This is a genomic window from Asanoa sp. NPDC050611, assembly GCF_040654855.1.
Lineage (GTDB): Bacteria > Actinomycetota > Actinomycetes > Mycobacteriales > Micromonosporaceae > Asanoa.
On the sequence record NZ_JBFAIU010000034.1, the window covers coordinates 17,122 to 36,341 of the forward strand.

Annotated in this window: 20 protein-coding genes; 9 read left to right on the forward strand and 11 right to left on the reverse strand. The window is 71.3% G+C overall.

Going from position 1 to position 19,220, the window contains the following annotated elements; genetic code table 11:
- Window positions 1–244: 244 nt before the first annotated feature.
- Together pulA and AB0H87_RS08230 are read right to left on the reverse strand one after the other, a co-directional pair.
- A complete protein-coding gene (gene pulA, locus AB0H87_RS08225) occupies window positions 245–2,863 on the reverse strand; it encodes a pullulanase-type alpha-1,6-glucosidase (protein ID WP_360141622.1) in 2,619 nt (872 codons plus the stop codon).
- Between the two features lie 40 nt (window positions 2,864–2,903).
- On the reverse strand, window positions 2,904–3,293 hold the full coding sequence (locus AB0H87_RS08230) for a hypothetical protein (RefSeq protein ID WP_360141624.1): 390 nt from the start codon (window positions 3,291–3,293) through the stop codon (window positions 2,904–2,906).
- A gap of 62 nt (window positions 3,294–3,355) precedes the next feature.
- Between AB0H87_RS08230 and AB0H87_RS08235 the strand changes: the two genes are divergently transcribed.
- Window positions 3,356–4,582: a hypothetical protein gene (locus AB0H87_RS08235; protein ID WP_360141626.1), complete on the forward strand. Its 1,227-nt coding sequence runs from the start codon at window positions 3,356–3,358 to the stop codon at window positions 4,580–4,582.
- A 16-nt stretch (window positions 4,583–4,598) separates the two neighbouring features.
- Here the strand turns inward: AB0H87_RS08235 and AB0H87_RS08240 are convergent, their stop codons facing one another.
- Window positions 4,599–5,999: an MFS transporter gene (locus AB0H87_RS08240; RefSeq protein ID WP_360141628.1), complete on the reverse strand. Its 1,401-nt coding sequence runs from the start codon at window positions 5,997–5,999 to the stop codon at window positions 4,599–4,601.
- 165 nt (window positions 6,000–6,164) lie between these two features.
- Between AB0H87_RS08240 and AB0H87_RS08245 the strand changes: the two genes are divergently transcribed.
- From AB0H87_RS08245 to AB0H87_RS08255, 3 genes are read left to right on the forward strand one after another with little or no spacing between them, the layout of a single operon-like run.
- On the forward strand, window positions 6,165–6,497 hold the full coding sequence (locus AB0H87_RS08245; RefSeq protein WP_360141660.1) for a helix-turn-helix domain-containing protein: 333 nt from the start codon (window positions 6,165–6,167) through the stop codon (window positions 6,495–6,497).
- Window positions 6,498–6,524: 27 nt separating this feature from the next.
- A complete protein-coding gene (locus AB0H87_RS08250) occupies window positions 6,525–7,043 on the forward strand; it encodes a hypothetical protein (RefSeq protein ID WP_360141630.1) in 519 nt (172 codons plus the stop codon).
- A 4-nt stretch (window positions 7,044–7,047) separates the two neighbouring features.
- Window positions 7,048–7,560, forward strand: a complete 513-nt coding sequence (locus AB0H87_RS08255; protein WP_360141632.1) for a pyridoxamine 5'-phosphate oxidase family protein — start codon at window positions 7,048–7,050, stop codon at window positions 7,558–7,560.
- Here AB0H87_RS08255 and AB0H87_RS08260 read toward each other — a convergent pair whose 3' ends face one another.
- Complete coding sequence (locus AB0H87_RS08260) at window positions 7,561–7,806, reverse strand: DUF2630 family protein (RefSeq protein ID WP_360141634.1); 246 nt, start codon at window positions 7,804–7,806, stop codon at window positions 7,561–7,563. It lies immediately after the preceding gene.
- A gap of 66 nt (window positions 7,807–7,872) precedes the next feature.
- Window positions 7,873–10,647, reverse strand: coding sequence for an aconitate hydratase (locus tag AB0H87_RS08265; RefSeq protein ID WP_360141636.1), 2,775 nt, complete (start codon window positions 10,645–10,647; stop codon window positions 7,873–7,875).
- A gap of 138 nt (window positions 10,648–10,785) precedes the next feature.
- Between AB0H87_RS08265 and AB0H87_RS08270 the strand changes: the two genes are divergently transcribed.
- Window positions 10,786–11,145: a glyoxalase gene (locus AB0H87_RS08270; RefSeq protein ID WP_360141638.1), complete on the forward strand. Its 360-nt coding sequence runs from the start codon at window positions 10,786–10,788 to the stop codon at window positions 11,143–11,145.
- A gap of 35 nt (window positions 11,146–11,180) precedes the next feature.
- On the forward strand, window positions 11,181–11,669 hold the full coding sequence (locus AB0H87_RS08275) for a hypothetical protein (RefSeq protein ID WP_360141640.1): 489 nt from the start codon (window positions 11,181–11,183) through the stop codon (window positions 11,667–11,669).
- On the opposite strand, the gene AB0H87_RS08280 is transcribed toward AB0H87_RS08275, so the two are convergent.
- Entirely contained in the window at window positions 11,662–11,811 is a 150-nt protein-coding gene (locus AB0H87_RS08280; RefSeq protein WP_360141642.1) for a hypothetical protein, read from the reverse strand. The two genes, AB0H87_RS08275 and AB0H87_RS08280, sit on opposite strands and share 8 nt — an antisense overlap.
- Before the next feature lie 19 nt (window positions 11,812–11,830).
- Here AB0H87_RS08280 and AB0H87_RS08285 point away from each other — a divergent pair, with 19 nt between their 5' ends.
- Window positions 11,831–12,487, forward strand: coding sequence for a hypothetical protein (locus AB0H87_RS08285; RefSeq protein WP_360141644.1), 657 nt, complete (start codon window positions 11,831–11,833; stop codon window positions 12,485–12,487).
- Between the two features lie 10 nt (window positions 12,488–12,497).
- The gene (locus tag AB0H87_RS08290) at window positions 12,498–13,760 is read left to right on the forward strand and encodes an alpha/beta fold hydrolase (RefSeq protein WP_360141646.1); all 1,263 of its coding nucleotides are present in this window, start codon (window positions 12,498–12,500) and stop codon (window positions 13,758–13,760) included.
- 25 nt (window positions 13,761–13,785) lie between these two features.
- On the opposite strand, the gene AB0H87_RS08295 is transcribed toward AB0H87_RS08290, so the two are convergent.
- From AB0H87_RS08295 to AB0H87_RS08305, 3 genes are all read right to left on the reverse strand, one after another.
- Window positions 13,786–14,583 (reverse strand): methyltransferase domain-containing protein, encoded by a 798-nt coding sequence (locus AB0H87_RS08295; protein WP_360141648.1) that lies wholly within the window; start codon window positions 14,581–14,583, stop codon window positions 13,786–13,788.
- A gap of 63 nt (window positions 14,584–14,646) precedes the next feature.
- Window positions 14,647–16,272 (reverse strand): thiamine pyrophosphate-binding protein, encoded by a 1,626-nt coding sequence (locus tag AB0H87_RS08300; protein WP_360141650.1) that lies wholly within the window; start codon window positions 16,270–16,272, stop codon window positions 14,647–14,649.
- Window positions 16,272–17,048: a cyclase family protein gene (locus AB0H87_RS08305; protein ID WP_360141652.1), complete on the reverse strand. Its 777-nt coding sequence runs from the start codon at window positions 17,046–17,048 to the stop codon at window positions 16,272–16,274. The genes AB0H87_RS08300 and AB0H87_RS08305 overlap by 1 nt, the downstream gene beginning before the upstream one ends.
- Window positions 17,049–17,191: 143 nt before the next feature.
- Here AB0H87_RS08305 and AB0H87_RS08310 point away from each other — a divergent pair, with 143 nt between their 5' ends.
- Window positions 17,192–17,323, forward strand: a complete 132-nt coding sequence (locus AB0H87_RS08310) for a hypothetical protein (RefSeq protein WP_360141654.1) — start codon at window positions 17,192–17,194, stop codon at window positions 17,321–17,323.
- 46 nt (window positions 17,324–17,369) lie between these two features.
- Here the strand turns inward: AB0H87_RS08310 and AB0H87_RS08315 are convergent, their stop codons facing one another.
- Entirely contained in the window at window positions 17,370–18,299 is a 930-nt protein-coding gene (locus tag AB0H87_RS08315; protein ID WP_360141656.1) for an RIO1 family regulatory kinase/ATPase, read from the reverse strand.
- Between the two features lie 181 nt (window positions 18,300–18,480).
- Complete coding sequence (locus AB0H87_RS08320) at window positions 18,481–19,125, reverse strand: HAD family hydrolase (protein ID WP_360141658.1); 645 nt, start codon at window positions 19,123–19,125, stop codon at window positions 18,481–18,483.
- Window positions 19,126–19,220: the final 95 nt, after the last annotated feature.

The window sequence follows — 19,220 nt, forward strand, 5'->3', positions numbered from 1 at the left end:
CGGCGTACGTGCCGTGCCGGCATGTACGCCGTGGCGGTCTGCTCCGGGCGGCCTGGCTCCTAAAGACCGCGACCGTCCTGAGCGGCACCGTGACCATGTACGCCGCGGCGGTCTGCTCGGGCGCCTGGCCCCTCAAGACCGCGACCGTCCTGAGAGGCACCGTGACCATGTACGCCGCGGCGGTCTGCTCCGGGCGGCTGGCCCCTCACGACCGGACCTTCCGGTCCGGGACCGCGAACCCGGTCTACTCCCGGGGCGCCAGGCCCGTGAAGACCGCGACCGTCCTGGGCGGGACCGTGAAGATGCCCGTCGCCGGGTCGAAGGCCGACTGGAGCAGGCGTTCGTCGCCGCCCGCACGCTGGTGGGGGTGCAGGTCGAAGGAGCCGAAGCGCAGGTCCGGGAGCTTCTGCGTGACCGTCGCCGGCGCGGCGTTGAAGACCACCACGTGGTCGTCGACCCCGGTCAGGCGCATCGTGATCACGCCGGGCGTCTCGCCCGTGCCGCTCAGCGGGAACGACAGCCGGTCCTGGACCTCGACCGCCGTCGAGAGGCCGAACAACGGGGAGTCGCGGCGGATACGGAGAAGCTCCAGGTAGCGGTCGACCGTCCACGCGATGACGTCCGGCGGCGGGACCAGGGTCGGGTCCGCCAGCAGCGGCGCCGCGAACGGCCACTTGTCGCGGTTGTCCCAGGCCGGCGGCAGGCCCAGGCCGAAACCGTTCCCCTCCGCCGGGTCCCAGCGGATCGCGTTGAACCAGTCGCCCGAGTCGAACGAGTTGCGGTCCAGGGACTTGGAACGCAAGCGCTCCGAGCCGGCCGCGACAAAGCCCATGCCCTGGCCCAGCACCGTGAACGACAGGGCCAGCAGCTGCATCCGGGCGCGGTCCGCGGGTGGCAGGTCCGCCGGCAGCTTGAAGGCGAGCGTGTCGTACAGGATCTCGTTGTCGTGCGCGTCCACATAGGTCACGCACTCCCCTGGCGCCGCGCAGTAGCCCGTTCGCGCGCCGTTGTAGTAGAACTCCCCGCCGGTGACGACCGCGCCGCTGCTCGCCACGAAACGGTAGGACGCCAGGTTTCCCGTCAGGCCGATCTTGATCAGGTCCTGCTGGAACAGCAGCCGCGCCCGCTGGTGCTCCGGCGGCCCGTTGACGTCGTCGCCGTTCGGGTCCGTGAACAGACCCGAGCCGTACCCCTGCGCCCGCGGGTTGGTCTCGAACGCCTGGCCCCCACGGACCGCGTCGCGCAACCGGTCGTTGAACGTGCCGATGCCGGTGCCCGCGAGCTGGAGCTGGCTCGCCTGGACGAACCGCTGGTTGCCGCCGACCTCGCCGAAGTCCCAGCCCTCGCCGTAGATCAGGACGGCCCGGCCGTCGACGCCGTCGCGCTGTGGGGTGAGGCGGTCCAGCGCCGTGCGTACCGCGAGGATGTTCTCCCGGGGATGGTGGCCCATCAGGTCGAACCGGAAACCGTCCACTTTGTAGTCGACCGCCCAGCGCAGCACCGAGTCGACCACCAGCTTGCCCATCATCACGTGCTCGGGCGCGGTGTTCGCGCAGCAGGTCGAGTCGGCGACCCGGCCGTCGGCGAGCAGGCGGTGGTAGTAGCCCGGCACGATCCGGTCCAGCACCGCGTGCGCGTTGACCCCGCCCGCGACCGTGTGGTTGTAGACCACGTCCATCACGACCCGCAGGCCCGCGCCGTTGAGCGCGGCGACCATCTCCCGGAACTCCGTGATCCGTTCCGGCCCGTCGGGGTCGGTGGCATAACTGCCCTCGGGTACGGAGTAGTGCAGCGGGTCGTACCCCCAGTTGTAGCCGTCCTTCGCGCGTACCGCGTCGATCCGTTCCTGCTGTTCGGCGGAGTCCGCGGGCAGCGCCGCCAGGTCACCCGAGGGGTGCTGCTGCTCGTCGCGGCGCTCCGGCACCGTCGCGAAGTCGAACGCCGGCAGCAGGTGCAGGTGCGTGACGCCTGCGTCGGCCAGCCGGCGCAGGTGCCGCATGCCCGTGCTGTTGGGGGTGGCGAACGCCGCGAACGTGCCGCGCTTCTGTGCCGGAACGCTCCGGTCGTAGATCGAGAAGTCGCGGACGGAGACCTCGTGCACCTGGGCCCGCGCCGGGCTGACCGCGGGCGGCTTGCGCAGCGTGCCCCAGTCGGCCGGGATCAGCAGGGGGTCGAGCAGGTTGGCCACCACGCTGTGTGTCGAGTTGGCGGTCAGGGAGACGGAGTACGGGTCCGTGACGCTCATCGTCTCGACGCGCTGCGTGGCCGGGTGGTAGACCTCGACCCGGAAGCGGTAGCGGCGCCCCGTCCAGCCCCAGTCGCCGTCGACCCGCCAGACGCCCGTGTGGTCGTCGCGCCACATGCCGACGACCTCGCTGTTCTCCCCGGTCCACCACTCGAGCGCCACGGACCGGGCGGTCGGTGCCCAGACGGAGATCGTCACGCCGCCGTCGTCGTGGAAACGGCAACCCAGGTCGGCGTGTACGGCGTCCGCGTAGACGTCGTCGAGGACGCCCGGGAGCTGCGCGCCGGTCGCGACGAGCAGCCAGCCGCCGTCGTCACGGGCAGTGACCACCACCTGCGACCGCAGGGCCCGCTTGATCGTCTCCTCGTCGGCCTCGACCGTGAACGCGGCGTGGTCTGCGAGGTGCGGCCACTGCCGGCGCTGCGCCGTGCTGAGCCCGCCGGGCCTGACCCGCAGCGGCAGCGTCTCGTGCGGCCCGACCAGGGCCCCGTCGATGATCTCCAGCCCGGCGTCCGGCGACCAGACCAGGTCACAGCGGCGGTCGCCGACGGGCCCCTCGAAGCGCCAGGCGAGCGTGGACCGGTCGATCCAGTGTGCTCGCTGCCGGGTCAGATCCATCCGAAGATCCTCTCATCACCCGGCGCTGGATCCGCAGTGCTCAGGCGGCGTGGATCACGGTGCAGATCGCGGGCCCTTCTTCCGTGGTGCGCACCAGGTACACGTAGCGCTCCCCCGGCACCGACCGCCCCTGACTGTCGAGGAACTCCCACTCGACGGTGACGAGCGCGAGGGCGGGCGTGAGCTTGTCGACGTTCTCGATCCGCGCGTGGGCGGCGATCAACTGTCGATCCTGGTAGTCCGGCGCGGCCCCGATGAAGGAGAGCGCGACGGAGGCGGGCGAGGAGAACGTGAACGTGTACGCGTCAGCGACCACGCTGCCGGGCAGCGCGTAACACCCGGCGATCGCTGGCACGTCGCCCGCGGTGAGCGCGGACCCGTACCGGTCGAAGAAGTCGGACAGGACGTCAAGGTCGGTCTTGGCGTTCACGGGTGTGTTAGTTGCCGGTCGGGCGTCTGCGCAAACTTGGCGCGGCTGGCAGAGTGGTGAGCATGACCACCGCCGTCGACCTGCGCGCGCCATTGGCCCGCTATGCGGGATTGCTGCACGGCTTCGCCGGGCCGCGGCACCATGTGGCGTCGCCGCTCGGTGCGTGGCTGCTGGCGGCCCTGTGCGCCCCCGCCGCCTCGGGCGCCGCGGCCGCCGACCTGGAGACGGCACTGGGCGTCGACCTGTCCAGCGCGACGGAGATCGCCAAGGCCCTGCTCGACGACCCGCACCCGGCCGTCCTCTCGGCGGCGGCCCTGTGGCTGCGCGCGCAGCCGGGCCCGGCGGTCGCCGACTGGATCGACGCGCTGCCCACGTCGGTGGAGACGGGCCCGCTGCCCTCCCAGCCGGAGGCGGACGCCTGGGCCGACGAGCACACACTGGGACTGATCAGGAAGTTCCCGCTCACGATCGAGCCGGAGACGCTGCTGGTGCTCGCCACCGCGCTGGCCACGAAGGTCTCCTGGGTCCAGCCGTTCAACCTGGCGCCGGCCGCGCGGTTGGGTGCGGCGTCGCCGTGGAGCGGGGCGGTCGACCAGGTGCTGGAGATGCCGGAGCACGGCCATGACGCGTTCATCGCCCGGGTGCCGGCGATCGGCGACGTCGCGGTGCACACGGCGTACGCGACCGAGGGCCTGCGGGTCACGTCGGTGATCGCGCCGCCGTCGGCGCCGGCGTCCGAGGTCATGACGGCGGCGTACGACCTGGCCGTCGCGTCCGCGACGCGGGGCCCGATCGACCGGCGGTCCTTGTTCGACCTGCCGGTGGGCGAGGGTCCGCTGTGGACGATCTCGGAGGAGCCCGCGCAGACGACCGCGCCAGGCGGTCGCGAGGAGATCCACCACGCGGTGCTGCCGGCGTGGTCGGTGGAGACCAAGCACGACCTGGACCGCCCGGAGCTGGGCATCCCGGCAGCGGCCGCGGCGGCGAAACAGGCGCTGGACGCCCCGCTCGCGCGCTATGAAGCCGCTCAGGTGGCGATGGCCCGCTACTCCCGAGTCGGCTTCGAGGCCGCGGCCGTGTCGGCGATGATGGTCGCGACGGGCTTCGTGATGCCGCAGGACGGCGTCCGGCGGACGGCGGAGCTGCGGTTCGGCCACCCGTACGCGGTGGTCGCCCTGGCCGACCGCCCCTGGCGCGACGGCTGGCAACCGGACACCGCCGAGGGCTCGGCCTGGCTGGCGCTGCCGGTCTTCTCCGCCTGGATCGCAACGCCCGACCAGGCGGCGTAATCGACCATAACCGCGCTCAATGACGCTGCGAGGCTCCGCTGACCCCCGACGATTGCAGCGCTTCGGACCGCGCGCGGCGCCGCAGGCCCGCGACCGTGACCAGGCTCGCGATCACCAGCGCCGCCACCGGCACCAGCAGGCCGGCCCGGTAGCTGTCCAGCGGGGCCCGACCGTCGGCCACCGCGACCACGACCGCCGTCGTCACGGCCAGGCCCAGGGCCGATCCGAACTGGAACGACGTGGTGAGGATGCCGCTCGCGAGGCCCTGTTCGTCCGCGGCGACGTCGTCGGTGGCGGCGATCGTCAGCGGACCGTACGCCAGCGCGAACCCGAACCCGATCGCCACCAGCCCGGGCAGCAGCGTCAGGAAGCTCCACGTCAGGCCGAGCGGCAGGAACCACGCGAAGGCCAGCGCGACCAGCGCCAGGCCGGCCGCGATCACCCGGTGGTTGCCGAACCGGGCGACCAGGTGCGGCGTCAGCGTCGGGGCGAGGATGGCGTCGATGCCGATCACCGCGAGCGCGAGGCCGGTCTCGATCTCCGACCAGCCGCGTAATTCCTGCAGGTAGAGCACCGCGATGAACTGGAAGCCCATGAAACCGCCGACGAGCAGGAAGGCGCCGACGTTGGCCCGCAGCAGCGGCACCGAGCGCAGGATGCCCAGCCGCATCAGCGGTGCCGGCGAGCGGCGCTGGACCCTCACGAACGTGGCGAACAGCGCCAGGCTGCCGGCCAGCGTCGTGAGCGTGAGCCACGGCGCCACCTCCGGCAGGTGTACGACGCTGACCACGAGCAGCAGCATCGCCCCGGTCAGCGCGAGCGTGCCGGGGACGTCGAAGCGGGCCCGCCCGGCCGCGGGGACGTCCCGCGGTATCAGCGGCACCGCCGCGGCGAGCAGCAGGGACGCCATCACCACCGGCGCGAAGAACACCCACCGCCAGTCGACGCTGGTCAGCAGGCCGCCGACCACCATGCCGAGCGAGAATCCGCCCGCTGCCGCGCCGGCGTACACGAGGACCGCCCGGTCTCTTGCCGCTCCCTCGGGGAACGTCGTCGTGATGATCGACAGGCCGGCCGGTGCGAGGAACGCGGCCGCCACCCCGGTCGCGAACCGGGCGAGGATCAGCATCCAGCCCTCGGTCGCTAGCCCGCCGAGGCCCGAGAACCCGATGAACACCACCAGCCAGCCGACGAACATCCGCCGGCGCCCGAGCAGGTCCGCGGCGCGGCCGCCGAGCAGCACGAACCCGCCGTAGCCGAGCACGTAGCCGCTCACCACCCACTGCAGCGCGGCGGTCGACAGGCCCAGGTCGGCGCGGATGGCGGGCAGGGCGACACCCATCATCGAGATGTCGACGCCCTCCAGGAAGATCGCGCCACACAGGACGGACAACAGGGCCCAGGATCGGGTACGCACGTGACTCTCCCGTCAGTTATCTCTTGTAACTGACCCCATCGTTGGTCACTATTGGGAACCGTGGAAGAAGGCACTTCAACGTCACCTGGTTACTGCTGCGATACCGAGGGCGAGTTCAACGACGCCTTCCAGTGGGACGCGCGGGAGGACTGCGAGGTCCGACAGATCCTCGACCGGATCGCCGACAAGTGGTCGCTGCTCGTCGTGGCGCTGCTCGACAGCCGGAAGCTGCGCTTCATGGAGCTGCGCCGGGAGATCGACGGCATAAGCCAGCGGATGCTGACGGTGACCCTGCGCCACCTGGAACGCGACGGCCTCGTCCGCCGCACGGTCCATCCGACCGTGCCGCCGCGCGTCGACTACGAGCTGACCCCGCTGGGCGTCACCCTGCACGCGACCGTCCAGACGCTGGTCGCGTGGACCGACGCCAACCAGGGCCAGATCGCCGCCGCCCGCGCGGCCTACGACCGCCGCGAGGCCCAAGCCGCGACCCTCTGACGACGACGCGGCATAGGAGAATCACTCATGGCTTGGGAGTGGGTGGCGCCCGTCGCGACGGCGAGCGCGGGCGCGGCCGGGATCTTCTTCACCTGGTTGACCGGGGCGCAGGGCCGTCGGCAGCTCGAGCGGCTCAGCCGGCGGGCCGAGGAGACCGCGCGGCGGGAGCGGTCCATTCAGGAGCGTCGCGACGCGTACCTGGCCGCGCTCATGGTTTGTCGGCTCGACATGGCGCGGGCGCGCTACGAGCGCAAGGGTGACGACGAGAAGCTCGCCGAGGTGCACAGGAGCTTTCCCAAGGGCGAGCGCGTACGCATGTCGATCGAGGCGCAGATCGCCGTCGAGACGTTCGGCAGCGCGGCCGCCAGGCGCGCCACCGCGCTGTGGGCGGACGCCGCAGGCGTTGGCGAGGAGCGGATGCGTCAGGTCTACGAGCAGCTGGTCGCGCTCGCCCGGGCCGAGCTGGGCGCCACCGCACTCGACGAAACTTTGCTGGCTCGGCCGGTCGAAGTGCCGCGGTCCCGTTCGACGCATGGGTATGAATGACGACATGACGACACCGATCTCGACCCGCAACCTCGACCGGTACGGCAACGCCGAGCTGCCCTGGAGCCGCCCGCGCGACGGCCTGCGCACGGAGACGCCCACCGCCGACCTGACGTTCTTCGTCGCGACGGTGCGGCCCGACGGCCGCCCGCACACCGCCGGCGTCGGCGCGGTCTGGGTGGACGACGTCCTCTATTTCACCAGCGGCCCCGGCACCCGCAAGTCCCGCAACCTCACGGCCAGGCCCGAGTGCAGCCTCTCCGTCCGGCTGCCCGGCATCGACCTGACCCTGGAGGGCACCGCGCGGCGGGTCACCGACGGCCCGACGCTGGAGCGTCTCGCCGAGGTCTACCGGGGTGGCGGCTGGCCGGCAACGGTCGAGGGTGACGCGTTCACCGCGCCGTTCAGCGCGCCCAGCGCCGGCCCGGCGCCGTGGCACCTCTACCGACTCGACCTGCGCCGTGCGGTCGGGGTCGCGACCGCCGAGCCGCACGGCGCGACCCGTTGGGACTTCTGACTACTGCAGGTAGCCCTCGACCTCGGAGATCGGCTCCGCGTTGATGGAGTCGGGGTCGCCACCGGCCGCCCGGGCGGCCCGCCGCCGGCGGAGCAGGTCCCAGCACTGGTCGAGGGCTTCCTCGAGCTGGCGCAGCCGCGTGCGCTCGTCGTCCGAGGAGATCTGGCCGGACTGCACCTGGGTGCGGAGCTGGTGCTCCTCCTGGACCAGGTCGTTGATCCGGGTCAACACGGTCTTGTCGTCCATGCAACGAGCCTTGCACAGCGAAGGGCCCCCTGTGGTCCAGGGGGCCCTTCGACGTGATCCGCGTGCTCAGCTCTCCAGCATCTTGCGCAACACGAACTGCAGGATGCCACCGTGCCGGTAGTAGTCGGCCTCGCCCGGCGTGTCGATCCGCACAACCGCGTCGAAGTCGACGCCCGTGTCGGTGGTCACCTTGACCGTCCGCGGCGTCGAGCCGTCGTTGAGCGCCTCGACGCCGGTGATCTCGAACGTCTCCGTGCCCGTCAGGCCCAGCGACTCGGCGTTCTGGCCCGCGGGGAACTGCAGCGGCAGCACGCCCATGCCGATCAGGTTCGAGCGGTGGATGCGCTCGTAGGACTCGGCGATCACGGCCCGCACACCGAGCAGCATCGTGCCCTTCGCCGCCCAGTCGCGCGACGAGCCCGAGCCGTACTCCTTGCCGGCCAGGACGACCAGCGGCACACCTTCCGACGCGTACGCCACGGAAGCGTCGTAGATCGTCGTCTGCTCGCCGTTGAGGTGGTTGACCGTCACGCCGCCCTCGACGCCCGGCACGAGCTGGTTGCGCAGCCGGATGTTGGCGAACGTGCCGCGGATCATCACCTCGTGGTTGCCGCGCCGCGAACCGTACGAGTTGAACTCGTGCCGCGCGACACCGTGCTCGGCGAGGTAGCGGCCGGCGGGCGAGTCCGGCTTGATCGAGCCGGCCGGCGAGATGTGGTCGGTCGTGACCGAGTCGCCGAGCTTGGCCAGCACGCGCGCGCCGTGGATGTCGGTGACGGCCTGGGGGTCGCGGGCCATGCCCTCGAAGTACGGAGGCTTCCGGACGTAGGTCGACTCGGCGTCCCAGGCGAACGTGTCGCCGCTCGGCGTCGGCAGGCTCTGCCACGCCTCGTCGCCCGCGAAGACGTCCGCGTAGTCCCGCGTGAACATCTCGCTGGCGATCGCCCGGCCGATGACCTCCTCGATCTCGGCGGCCGACGGCCAGATGTCGCGCAGGAACACCTGCTGACCGTCGGAACCGACGCCGATCGGCTCGTTGACCAGGTCGATGTCCATCGAGCCGGCGAGCGCGTAGGCGACGACGAGCGGCGGCGACGCCAGGTAGTTCATCTTGACGTCGGGGTTGATCCGGCCCTCGAAGTTGCGGTTGCCGGAGAGCACCGACACCACGGACAGGTCGTGCTCGGCGACCGCGGCGGAGATGGTCTCGGGCAGGGGGCCGGAGTTGCCGATGCACGTCGTGCAGCCGTAGCCGACGAGGTGGAAACCGAGCTTCTCGAGATAGGGCGTCAGGCCGGCGCGCTCGTAGTAGTCCATGACGACCTTGGAGCCCGGCGCCAGCGTGGTCTTCACCCACGGCTTGCGGTTGAGGCCCTTGTCGACGGCGTTCCGGGCGAGCAGCGCCGCGCCGATCATCACCTGCGGGTTCGAGGTGTTCGTGCAGGAGGTGATCGCGGCGATCACGACCGCGCCGTGGTCGAGCTCGAACTCGGTGCCGTCGTCGCCGGTGACCTTGACCGGCTTGGTCGTGCGGCCGTTGGCGCCGCGTGCGGCCGACTCGTGGCTGCGCGGCTGGTCGGCCGGGTCGTCGTGGTCGTTGGCCGGCGGGTCGCTGGCCGGGAACGACTCCTCGGACGCCTCGTCGGCCGGGCCGGTCGCCTGCACGTAGTCGGTGAGCACCGAGCGGAAGATCGGCTTGGCGCTGCCCAGCGGCACGCGGTCCTGCGGGCGCTTCGGGCCGGCCAGCGACGGCTCGATCGTGGCCAGGTCGAGCTCGAGGCGCTCGGAGTAGACCGGCTCACGGTCGGGGTCGTGCCAGAGACCCTGCTCCTTGGCGTACGCCTCGACGAGCGCGACCTGCTGCGCGTCCCGGCCGGTCAGCTCGAGGTAGTTGATCGTCTCGGCGTCGATCGGGAAGATCGCGATGGTCGAGCCGTATTCCGGGCTCATGTTGCCGATGGTCGCCCGGTTGGCGAGCGGCACCGCGGCGACGCCGGGGCCGTAGAACTCGACGAACTTGCCGACGACGCCGTGCTGGCGCAGCATCTCGGTGATCGTCAGCACGAGGTCGGTCGCGGTCGTGCCGGCCGGCATCTCGCCGGCGAGCTTGAAGCCGACGACCCGCGGGATCAGCATCGAGACGGGCTGGCCGAGCATCGCGGCCTCGGCCTCGATGCCACCCACGCCCCAGCCGACGACGCCCAGGCCGTTGACCATCGTGGTGTGCGAGTCGGTGCCGACGACCGTGTCCGGGTAGGCCTGGCCGTTGCGCTCCATGATCGTGCGCGCGAGGTATTCGATGTTGACCTGGTGCACGATGCCCGTGCCGGGCGGGACGACCTTGAACTCGTTGAACGCGGTCTGGCCCCAGCGCAGGAACTGGTAGCGCTCGCGGTTGCGCTGGTATTCGAGCTCCACGTTGCGCGCGAACGCGTCCTCACGGCCGAACAGGTCCGCGATCACCGAGTGGTCGATCACCAGCTCGGCCGGCGCCAGCGGGTTGACCTTGGTCGCGTCGCCGCCCAGCTCCCGCACGGCCTCGCGCATGGTGGCCAGGTCGACCACGCAGGGCACGCCGGTGAAGTCCTGCATCAGCACCCGGGCCGGGGTGAACTGGATCTCCACGCTCGGGTCGGCGTCCGGGTCCCAGCCCGCCAGCGCCCGGATGTGGTCGGCGGTGATGTTGGCACCGTCCTCGGTCCGGAGCAGGTTCTCCAGCAGGATCTTGAGGCTGTAGGGCAACCGCTCGTGCCCGTCCACCGAGGTGATCTTGAAAATCTCGTAGCCCGCGTCGTTGACGCGCAGCTGGCTCTTCGCACCGAAGGTGTCGAGGCTCGCCACGTCGTACTCCTTCTCCGCCTGTTTCACACCAGTGTTTCGCAGCAGGCTGCGCTCGCCGGGATTAGGTTCGGCTAACCGCAAGCATTTAAACCGTACGTCCGTCTTGTTTTCCGGTCAACCCGGAGTGATGCTGTCCGCATGATTCATCACGTGCAGCTCGCCTGCCCCAGGGGCACCGAGGACGCCCTCCGTTCTTTCTACGCGGGTGTGCTGGGTCTCGCTGAGAAGCCGAAGCCGGCGGCGCTGATGTCACGGGGCGGGTGCTGGTTCGAGGGCCATGGGATCGAGCTCCATCTGGGCGTCGAGGAGGACTTCCGGCCGGCCCGGAAGGCACATCCGGGCCTGCTCTGGGAGTCTGGCCTGGCGGCGTTGGCGGAGCGTTTGGAGGCCGTTGGGCACGAGGTGGTGTGGGCCAACGACGAGCTGCCGGGGTTCCGGCGCTTCCACACCCACGACCCGCACGGCAACCGGCTGGAGTTCCTCGAACCCACCGGGTGAACGGGCGGTGTCGGCCCGGTGCTAGGGTGCGGCGCGTGACCGACCTGCACCTTGAGCCGCAGCCCCGCATCGACGTCCTGGTGACGGACTACGACACCGAGGAGCGCCGCCTGCGCACCGACTACGCGGGCGTGGCCTACATCGGCGACGAGCCCGACCCCGAGACCGGTCTCATGGGCGGCGCGTACGCGAAGCGCACGGTCGACTCCCGGCTCTTCCTGCCCGACACCCACTGGTACGACGCGGACCAGCTGGACAGCGTCGAGGTCCAGGTCACGGCCGGTGTCCTCCAGGTCGCCCAGACCGAACGGGGCACGCAGGGCCTGCTCGGCTCGCTGGCCGCCCCCGAGGTCGAGTTCTACGAGCACCCGGAGGGCGCCGAGGGCGTCGGCGTGTGCCTCTGGATCCGCGGGGAGATCCTCTCCAACGTCGCCGTCTCGTACCGCGTCACGGTGGTCTGTGACCCGATCGCGGTGCAGCGCAAGGGCGCGACGGAGCTGGAAGAGGTCCCGGCGGTCAGCTGACCGCTTTCGCCTTTTCGCGCAGTTTCGCCCTGATCTCCTCGGGCGTGTAGGCGCGCCGCTTGCGTTCCGCGCGCGCCACGACGACGCCGGTTGCCGCCACGCCGACCAACCCGGCAATTCCCAGGACCTTCCACAGCCGCATTCCACTTAGGGTAGTAGGCATGGCCATCACCCTGGATGCGGCGGTCGAGCTGACGCGGACGGGCGACGTGTGGCTGTTCCGCGGCAGCTCGGTGCCGGACCGCGCGATCCGCCTGGCGACGAACAGCCCGGTCAACCACGTCGGCATGTCCGTGGTGATCGAGGACCTGCCGGCGCTGATGTGGCACGCGGAGCTCGGCCGGTCGCTGCGCGACCATTGGACCGGCACGTTCCAGCGCGGCGTGCAGCTGCACGACCTGCGGGACGCGGTGCTGCTCTGGGCGCGCCGCTACGGCCAACGGGCGTGGTTGCGGCAACTGCAGACGCCCGTCACGCCGGAGATGGAGAACGCGGTCCTGCGCACGGTCGCCCGCCTGGACGGCACACCGTTCCCGTCGACGGCGCGGCTGGCGTGGCGGTGGGCCCGCGGCCGGGTGCCCGACCTGCGTTCGGGCTTCTTCGCCGGTGAGTCGCAGGCGGGCGAGGCGCCACCGGACGCCCGGCTGGAGACGGCCTACTGCGCCGAGGTGGTGGCGGTGACGTACGAGGCGATGGGCCTGCTGCCCGCGGGCCGGCGCCCCAACTGGTACGACCCGGGCCGGTTCTGGAGCGGCGACGAGCTGCGCCTGGAGAGCGGGGCGAAACTCGGCGAGGAGATCGCGGTGGAGATCCCGTAGCGTTGGCGCGGTGATCCGCATCCCCGGCCTGGTGCTGACCGACCACACGTTCGACGTGCCGCTCGACCACGCCGACCCGGACGGCCCGACGATCTCGGTCTTCGCCCGCTCGGTGGCGGCGACCGACCGCGCCGACGACGACCTGCCGTGGTTGATCTTCTTCCAGGGCGGCCCCGGCTCGAAGTCGCCGCGGCCGTCGAGCCCGTCCGACAGCTGGTTCGGGGAGGCGCTGAAGACGCACCGGGTGCTGCTGCTGGACCAGCGCGGCACCGGCCGGAGCACGCCGATCAGCGCACGCACGGTCGCGGGCCTGACTTCGCGGCAGTTGGCGGATTACCTGCGGCTGTTCCGCGCGGACAGCATCGTCCGGGACGCGGAGATCATCCGCCGGCGGTTGCTCGGGGACGGGCAGTGGGAGTCGCTCGGGCAGAGCTACGGCGGTTTCGTCACGCTGACCTACCTGAGCCTGGCTCCGTCGGGCCTGCGGTCGTGCTACATCACGGGCGGCCTGCCGGGCCTGACCGCCACGGCCGATGACGTCTACGCCCGCACGTACCCGCGGGTGGCGGCGAAGAACGCGGGTTATTACGCGCGCTACCCGGAAGACGTCGCGGCGGTGCGCCGCATCGCGGACCGGCTGACCGACGAGGACGTCCGCCTCGCCAACGGCGACCCGCTGACGGTGAACCGCTTCCGCTTCCTGGGCAACGCCTTCGGCATGGGCGACGGCTACGAGCGGCTGCACTGGCTGCTGGACGACGCGTGGCACGGCGACGACCTCTCGGACCTGTTCCGCCACGAGGTCATGACGCGGACGGGCTTCATCGACACGCCGCTGTTCGCACTGCAGGAGTACTGCTACGGGGGGCCGGGCCGGCCGACGGGGTGGGCGGCCGAGCGCGCGATCCAGACGCTCCCGTCATTCGCCGCCGAGGCCACGCCGCTGCTGTTCACGGGCGAGATGATGTACCCGTGGATGTTCCGGGACATCGCGGCGCTGCGCCCCTTCGCCGGCGCGGCCGACCTGCTGGCCGAGGCTGACGACTGGCCGGACCTCTACGACCCGGCGCGGCTGGCCTCGAACGAGGTCCCCGTTGCCGCAGCGGTCTACTTCGACGACATGTACGTGGACGCCGACCTGTCCCTGTCGACGGCCGGCAAGGTCGGCAACGTCCGCACGTGGGTGACGAACGAGTACGAGCACGACGGCGGCGCCGTCTCCAAGGGCAAGGTCCTGGCCCGCCTGATGGACATGGCCGCGGGCCGCGCGTAGCCCACCCGGCGCCCGATGGTGGCCTTCAGTTCTCATCAGGAACCACGGACGGCTTCTTCGTCGCTGTCACCATCGCGAAGCCCAGGAGGCTGCCTCGGTCGGCGTTGAGCAGGTCGATGATCTCTTGGTGATCGCGGCCTGGCCCGGACCTGTCACCGCCGTGCTCGGCCACCGCTTGTGTCCACAGCAGCCAGTCCTGCCAGCCGTCCTCCTGGAGTCGTGCGCAGGTGACGGTCACCAAGTCGGTGATCTGCCAGTGAAAGCGCCACCACTCGGGGGTATGCCAGGCAATGGGCTCCCAGCCGAACAGCCTCTTGATCGGCTCCGGGATCGCGCCGAGGTCACGGATCTCCCGGGTCATTCCCGGCGTCGACATGCCGATCTGCCCGCCCGGCCGCACGAAGCACGCGAGATAAGGCAGATAGCTGTCGGCCGTGCCGAAATACTCGAACGCGTCGATGCTCACGATCGCGTCGAAGCTGTCCTGGGCAAACGGCAGTGCGTGCGCCTCGGCCCGCACGGCGGTCACCCGATCGGCCACACCGGCTTCGGCGAACACGGCCGCCGCTTCGTCCGGCCCGATCCACAGGTCGGCCGCCACCACGTCAACGCCGTACTCACGGGCCAGGAAGACCGATGTCGCCCCTCGGCCGGAGCCCAGGTCGAGGACCTTCATGCCCGAGTGCAGGTCGAGGTCCTGGGCCAGGTCCTCCAGCAGCCACAGCGGATTGGGCCCCATGTCCAGGTCGAGCAGCCAGACCGGGTCGTACCGAGACGAGCGCGGATAGCGGTCCGGCCGGGTGAGCGCATCGACGGCTGTCATGGATGCCGATCAAAGCCAAGCGCAAGCGGGCCCGCAACCGAATTGAACGATCGGACCCGGGGATCAGTGGCCTTTGAACGCCTCCGCGAGCCACCAGGAGCCGCCGTCGGAGACGATCTTCGCGTCCACGACCAGTGGGGTGCTCGGGTTCGACTCCAGCCAGCGGGTGACGCCGTGCAGGTCGGACGGCTGGCGGACGGTCAGGCCCTCCGCGCCGAAGCCCTTCGCCAGGGCGGCGATGTCCGTGTCCGGGAAGACCACCGTGGCCAGGTCGGCCTCCGGGCCGAAGTGGTGGATCTCCGCCCCGTAGGCCGCGTCGTTGTAGATCACGCAAAGCAGTGGCAGGCCCAGGCGAACGGCGGTTTCCAGCTCCGCGATCGACATCAGGAAGCCGCCGTCGCCCGCCGCCAGCACCGGGAAGCGGTCCCGGCGGGCCAGGGCCGCGCCGATCGCGGTCGACAGGCCCAGGCCGATCGACTGGAAGGCCTGGGTGAAGCAGAAGCCGTACTCGTCCGGCACCCGCAGGTAGGCGCTCGGGTAGCCCATGAAGTTGCCCGAGTCGATCGCCACGACGCGCTCCGGTGGGAGCAGCTTGTCCAGGTCGCGGCTCAGGATGCGTGGATCGATCCGGCCGTCGGTCGACAGGTCCTCGATCGGCTCGTCGTTCCAGCGGGCCCGCGTGGCGATCGCCTCCGCGACCTCCGGGGTGCGGTAGCCCGGTCGCTCGCCGCCGAGGGACGTGAGCAGGGCGTCCGCGGTGGCCGCGCTGTCGCCGACGACGCCCAGGTGCACCGGGCGGTGCAGGCCCAGCGCGGCGCCGTCGACGTCGACCTGGGCCACCTTCGCGTCCGGCCCGATCAGGCGGCCGTGGCGCATCGTCCACATGTTGAGGGCGCAGCCGAAGCCGACGATCAGGTCGGCCTCGGAGATCAGCCGGGCCGTGGTGGGTGAGGCGAAACCGCCGGAGATGCCGAGGGCGTACGGGTCGCCGTGGAACAGGCCGTTCGCCACCGCCGACGTGGCGAGCAGCGATCCGGTCGCCTCGCCCAGGCGGCGCAGTGCCGGGCCGGCGTGGCGGGCGCCGCGGCCCGCGACGATGACCGGGCGCGCGGCCGACCGGAACAGCGCGGCCAGCTCGGCCACGGCGGCGGCCGCGGGAATGGCGGGCGGAGGCGGCGGCCCAGGAGCCGCGAGAGCGCCGTCGACCGCGAGCCCCTGCACGTCCAGCGGCAGGTTCAGCACCACGGTCCGGCGGTCGTCGCGCGCCGTCTGCCAGGCCCGCACCGTGTCCGCCACCGCGAACGGACCACTGTGGACCCGCTCGGCGACGGCGCCGACGCTGCGGGCGAAACCCGGCTGGTCCATCGCGAAGTTCGACGTCGCGCCGGTCGCCTCCGCGGCCAGCACCAGCAGCGGCGTCCGGCTCTTCGCCGCCTCGCAGATCCCGGTCGCCGCGTTGGTGAGCCCGCACCCTTGATGCACGGACAGGACCGCGACCGAGCCCGACATCCGTGCGTACGCGTCCGCCATCGTCGCCGCGCCGGCCTCGTGCCGGGTCGCCGTGAACGGGACGCCGCCCGCCCGCAGCGCGTTGGTCACCTGGAAGTTGCCACTGCCGACGACGCCGAAGGCGTGCCCGACGCCGAGCGCGGCCAGCGTGCGGCCGACCGCGTCGGCGACGGTCGGCACTACCGGCCGTCCACGAGCGCCAGCACGCGGGTCGGGCTGCCGGTCCCACCGACGATCGGCAGCGGCGCGACGACGAGCAGGGCGCCCGTGGGCGGCAGAGCCTGGAGGTTCTGCAGGGAGGTGATGCCGTACTTGTCGTTGCCCAGCAGGTGGAAGTGCGCCGGGAACGGCGGGTCGAACCCACCGGCATTGCCCGCGTCGATGCCGACCGTCTCGACCCCGAACCCCGAGATGGGCGTGTTGGTGGCCAGCCACTCGGCACAGGCGGCGGAGATGCCGGGCGTGTGCGAACCGGTCTCGTCGGCGTTGAGGAACCGCTCCTGGTCGTCGGCGTACTGGTCCCACCCGGTGCGGTAGAGCAGCCAGGTGCCCTCGGCCAGCTCACCGTGCGCGGCGATCCAGCCCTTGACGTGGTCGATCTCGAGCAGGAAGTCGGGGTCGGCCGCGGCCTCGGCGCTGAAGTCCATCACGGCCGCAGGGCCGACCAGCCGCTGCGGCGGGATCTGCGAGACGTCATGCCCCTCGCGCCCGGTAACCCAGTGCACGGGGGCGTCGAGGTGCGTACCGATGTGCTCCCCGGTCCGGATGTTGTGGTGCTTCCAGAAGGGTCCGGGAGCGTCGTACGCGCTGACCTGCTCGAGGCTGAAATCGATCAGATTGGCGAACGGCTCGGGCAACCGCAACGTCGGCGTCGACGCCGACAGCTTGTTGGTCAGGTCGACCACCCGCACCGCACCGGACCCGAGAGCGGTGACCAGATCCGCGACAACCGTCATGGCATGCCTCCAGCGACGAACGACGACCGAACCAGCTCTGCGCGACATCCTGCCACCACGAAGAACCAATTTCGATCTCTCGGGTACGTACGATCTGGCGACCGACAACCTCGCGCCCGCCGGCCTACCTCGACGGCGATCTCGTGCTGATGGTCAGCTTCCACCGGCCGACGCACCCGGAGCCGGCGGATCTCGGCGTCGCAAGGATCGCGCCCGTCGCCTTCGCGAACACCGTCGACGAAGCGGCCGACCTGCTCGAGCGCGGGTCCGACTGACCGCCGCGCGGGCCGCTCCCCCGGCAGGAGCGGCCCGGGTCGGCGGTCAGCGGACGCCGGCTTCGTCGAGGAGGCGGCGGGTGATCTCGTCGTGGTCCTGGAGCAGGCCCCGGGCCGCGAACCAGGACGTCACGTTGCGGACGTCGCGGGCCAGCAGTGCCGGGCCGTTCGGGTTCGCGATCACGTCGACCACCTGCGGCAGGTCGATCACCACCAGGCGGCCGTCGTGGACCAGCAGGTTGTACGGCGACAGGTCGCCGTGCGCCAGGCCCGCCCGGGCCAGCACCATCAGCGCGTCCATCAGCTGGTCCCACAGCGACTTCAGCTCCACCGGGTCCGGCCGCAGCTGTGCCAGCCGCGGCGCCGCCAGGCCTTCCTCGGCGTCGCCGACGAACTCCAGCATCAGTTCCGTGCCCAGGAGCTGCACCGGGTACGGCACCGTGATCGTGCCGTACGACGTGGCGACCTCCCACAGGCGGCACAGCGCCGCGAACTCGGCCGCCGCCCACTGGCCCGCGATCAGCTCCCGCCCGAAGGACGTGCGGCCGGTCATCGCCCGCATCTCGCGTGACCGCCGGACCCGGCGGCCTTCGAGGTAGCCGGCGTCGCGGTGGAACATCCGGTGGTCCGGGTCGCGGTAGCGCTTCGCGGCCAGGATGCAGCTGCGCGCGGTGTCCGGGATCCCCCGCCGGACCAGGAAGACGTCGGCCTCCTTGCCGGTCTTGAGGATGCCCAGCTCCGTGTCGACGGCGGCCAGCTCGGTGACCACCCATGACGGGCGCGGCGCGGGGCCGTGCATGGCCGAGTCCCAGGACGACCAGGCGTCACCGGTATCGGGCCTGTCGACGTCGGCGTTGGTGTCGAACGCGACCGGGGTGCGGTGTCGGGCGCGCTTCAGGAACTGCGGGTCGTCGTCGTCGAAACGACGCTTGCCGGAACGGCCGCGTGGGGCCGGGTCGAAATCGTGCTCACGCACTGGAGGAACTCCTGAGTCGAGAAGGAAGAAGAGGGCGGCGAGAAGCGCGCGACGGCGACAGCCACAGAACTCACCCCTTCCATCTCGACGACCGGCGGCGGCACGGGTCAGGTGCGGCCGCGGTCTGGTCCCAAAACCTAGAGCGCGAGTGTTCCCCAGCAGGAAACCGCGCGCAAGCGAATTATCCCGCCAGCACCGCGGCGATCCCGGGGATGATCCCCCCGGCCGTCGCCGTCGGCTCGAAGCGCGACTCCATCCACCGCCGGCCCCGGTGCAGCCAGACGCTGGGCAGGCCCATCTCGGCCGCGGCGCCGATGTCGGTCTCCGGGCTGTCGCCGATCACCCACGCGCCGCGCATCCGCATCCGGACGCGTTCCGCGGCCAGCGCGAAGATCCGCGGGTTCGGCTTGCTGACCCCGACCTCCTCGGAGATCACCCAGTCGGCGACGTAGCGGTCGAGGCCCGTACGCCGGATCGTGGTGTCTTCGGTCCGGGTGGCCCCGTTGGTGACCAGCACGGGCACCCAGCCGGCATCGTCGGCGATCCGCAGCGCGCAGGCGACCAGCGGGTCGAGCCTGCTGTTGGCGACGACGCCCTCGCGCATCTCGTCGACGAGGTCGACGGACGAGGTGCTCAGCCGGTAGCGGTCGCGGATCGCGTCGGCGACGTCCCACCGGTCGGTGAGGCCGTCGGCGTCGACGGACATCAACCAGTCGAGGTCAGGAGAGGGTGCCCCGATCCCGTCCAGGAATCTCTCGGCCCAGGTGCGGAAGGCGCCCGTCCGGTCCAGAACGGTGTTGTCCAGGTCGAGGAACATGAGGGGCACTCGCGCACAGTACGGGACAGGGCCGATTCGTCAAAACCCCCGCAATGTAAACAATCTTGGGCCGGACGAAGACGACCGCCGGCCCGCGGTGAAGC

Excerpts from the sequence above, each read along its gene's own strand:
- pulA (WP_360141622.1), bottom strand. The coding sequence starts at position 2,863 with ATGGATCTGACCCGGCAGCGAGCACACTGGATCGACCGGTCCACGCTC.
- AB0H87_RS08235 (WP_360141626.1), top strand. The coding sequence starts at position 3,356 with ATGACCACCGCCGTCGACCTGCGCGCGCCATTGGCCCGCTATGCGGGA.
- AB0H87_RS08250 (WP_360141630.1), top strand. The coding sequence starts at position 6,525 with ATGGCTTGGGAGTGGGTGGCGCCCGTCGCGACGGCGAGCGCGGGCGCG.
- AB0H87_RS08255 (WP_360141632.1), top strand. The coding sequence starts at position 7,048 with ATGACGACACCGATCTCGACCCGCAACCTCGACCGGTACGGCAACGCC.
- AB0H87_RS08260 (WP_360141634.1), bottom strand. The coding sequence starts at position 7,806 with ATGGACGACAAGACCGTGTTGACCCGGATCAACGACCTGGTCCAGGAG.
- AB0H87_RS08270 (WP_360141638.1), top strand. The coding sequence starts at position 10,786 with ATGATTCATCACGTGCAGCTCGCCTGCCCCAGGGGCACCGAGGACGCC.
- AB0H87_RS08280 (WP_360141642.1), bottom strand. The coding sequence starts at position 11,811 with ATGCGGCTGTGGAAGGTCCTGGGAATTGCCGGGTTGGTCGGCGTGGCG.
- AB0H87_RS08285 (WP_360141644.1), top strand. The coding sequence starts at position 11,831 with ATGGCCATCACCCTGGATGCGGCGGTCGAGCTGACGCGGACGGGCGAC.
- AB0H87_RS08295 (WP_360141648.1), bottom strand. The coding sequence starts at position 14,583 with ATGACAGCCGTCGATGCGCTCACCCGGCCGGACCGCTATCCGCGCTCG.
- AB0H87_RS08305 (WP_360141652.1), bottom strand. The coding sequence starts at position 17,048 with ATGACGGTTGTCGCGGATCTGGTCACCGCTCTCGGGTCCGGTGCGGTG.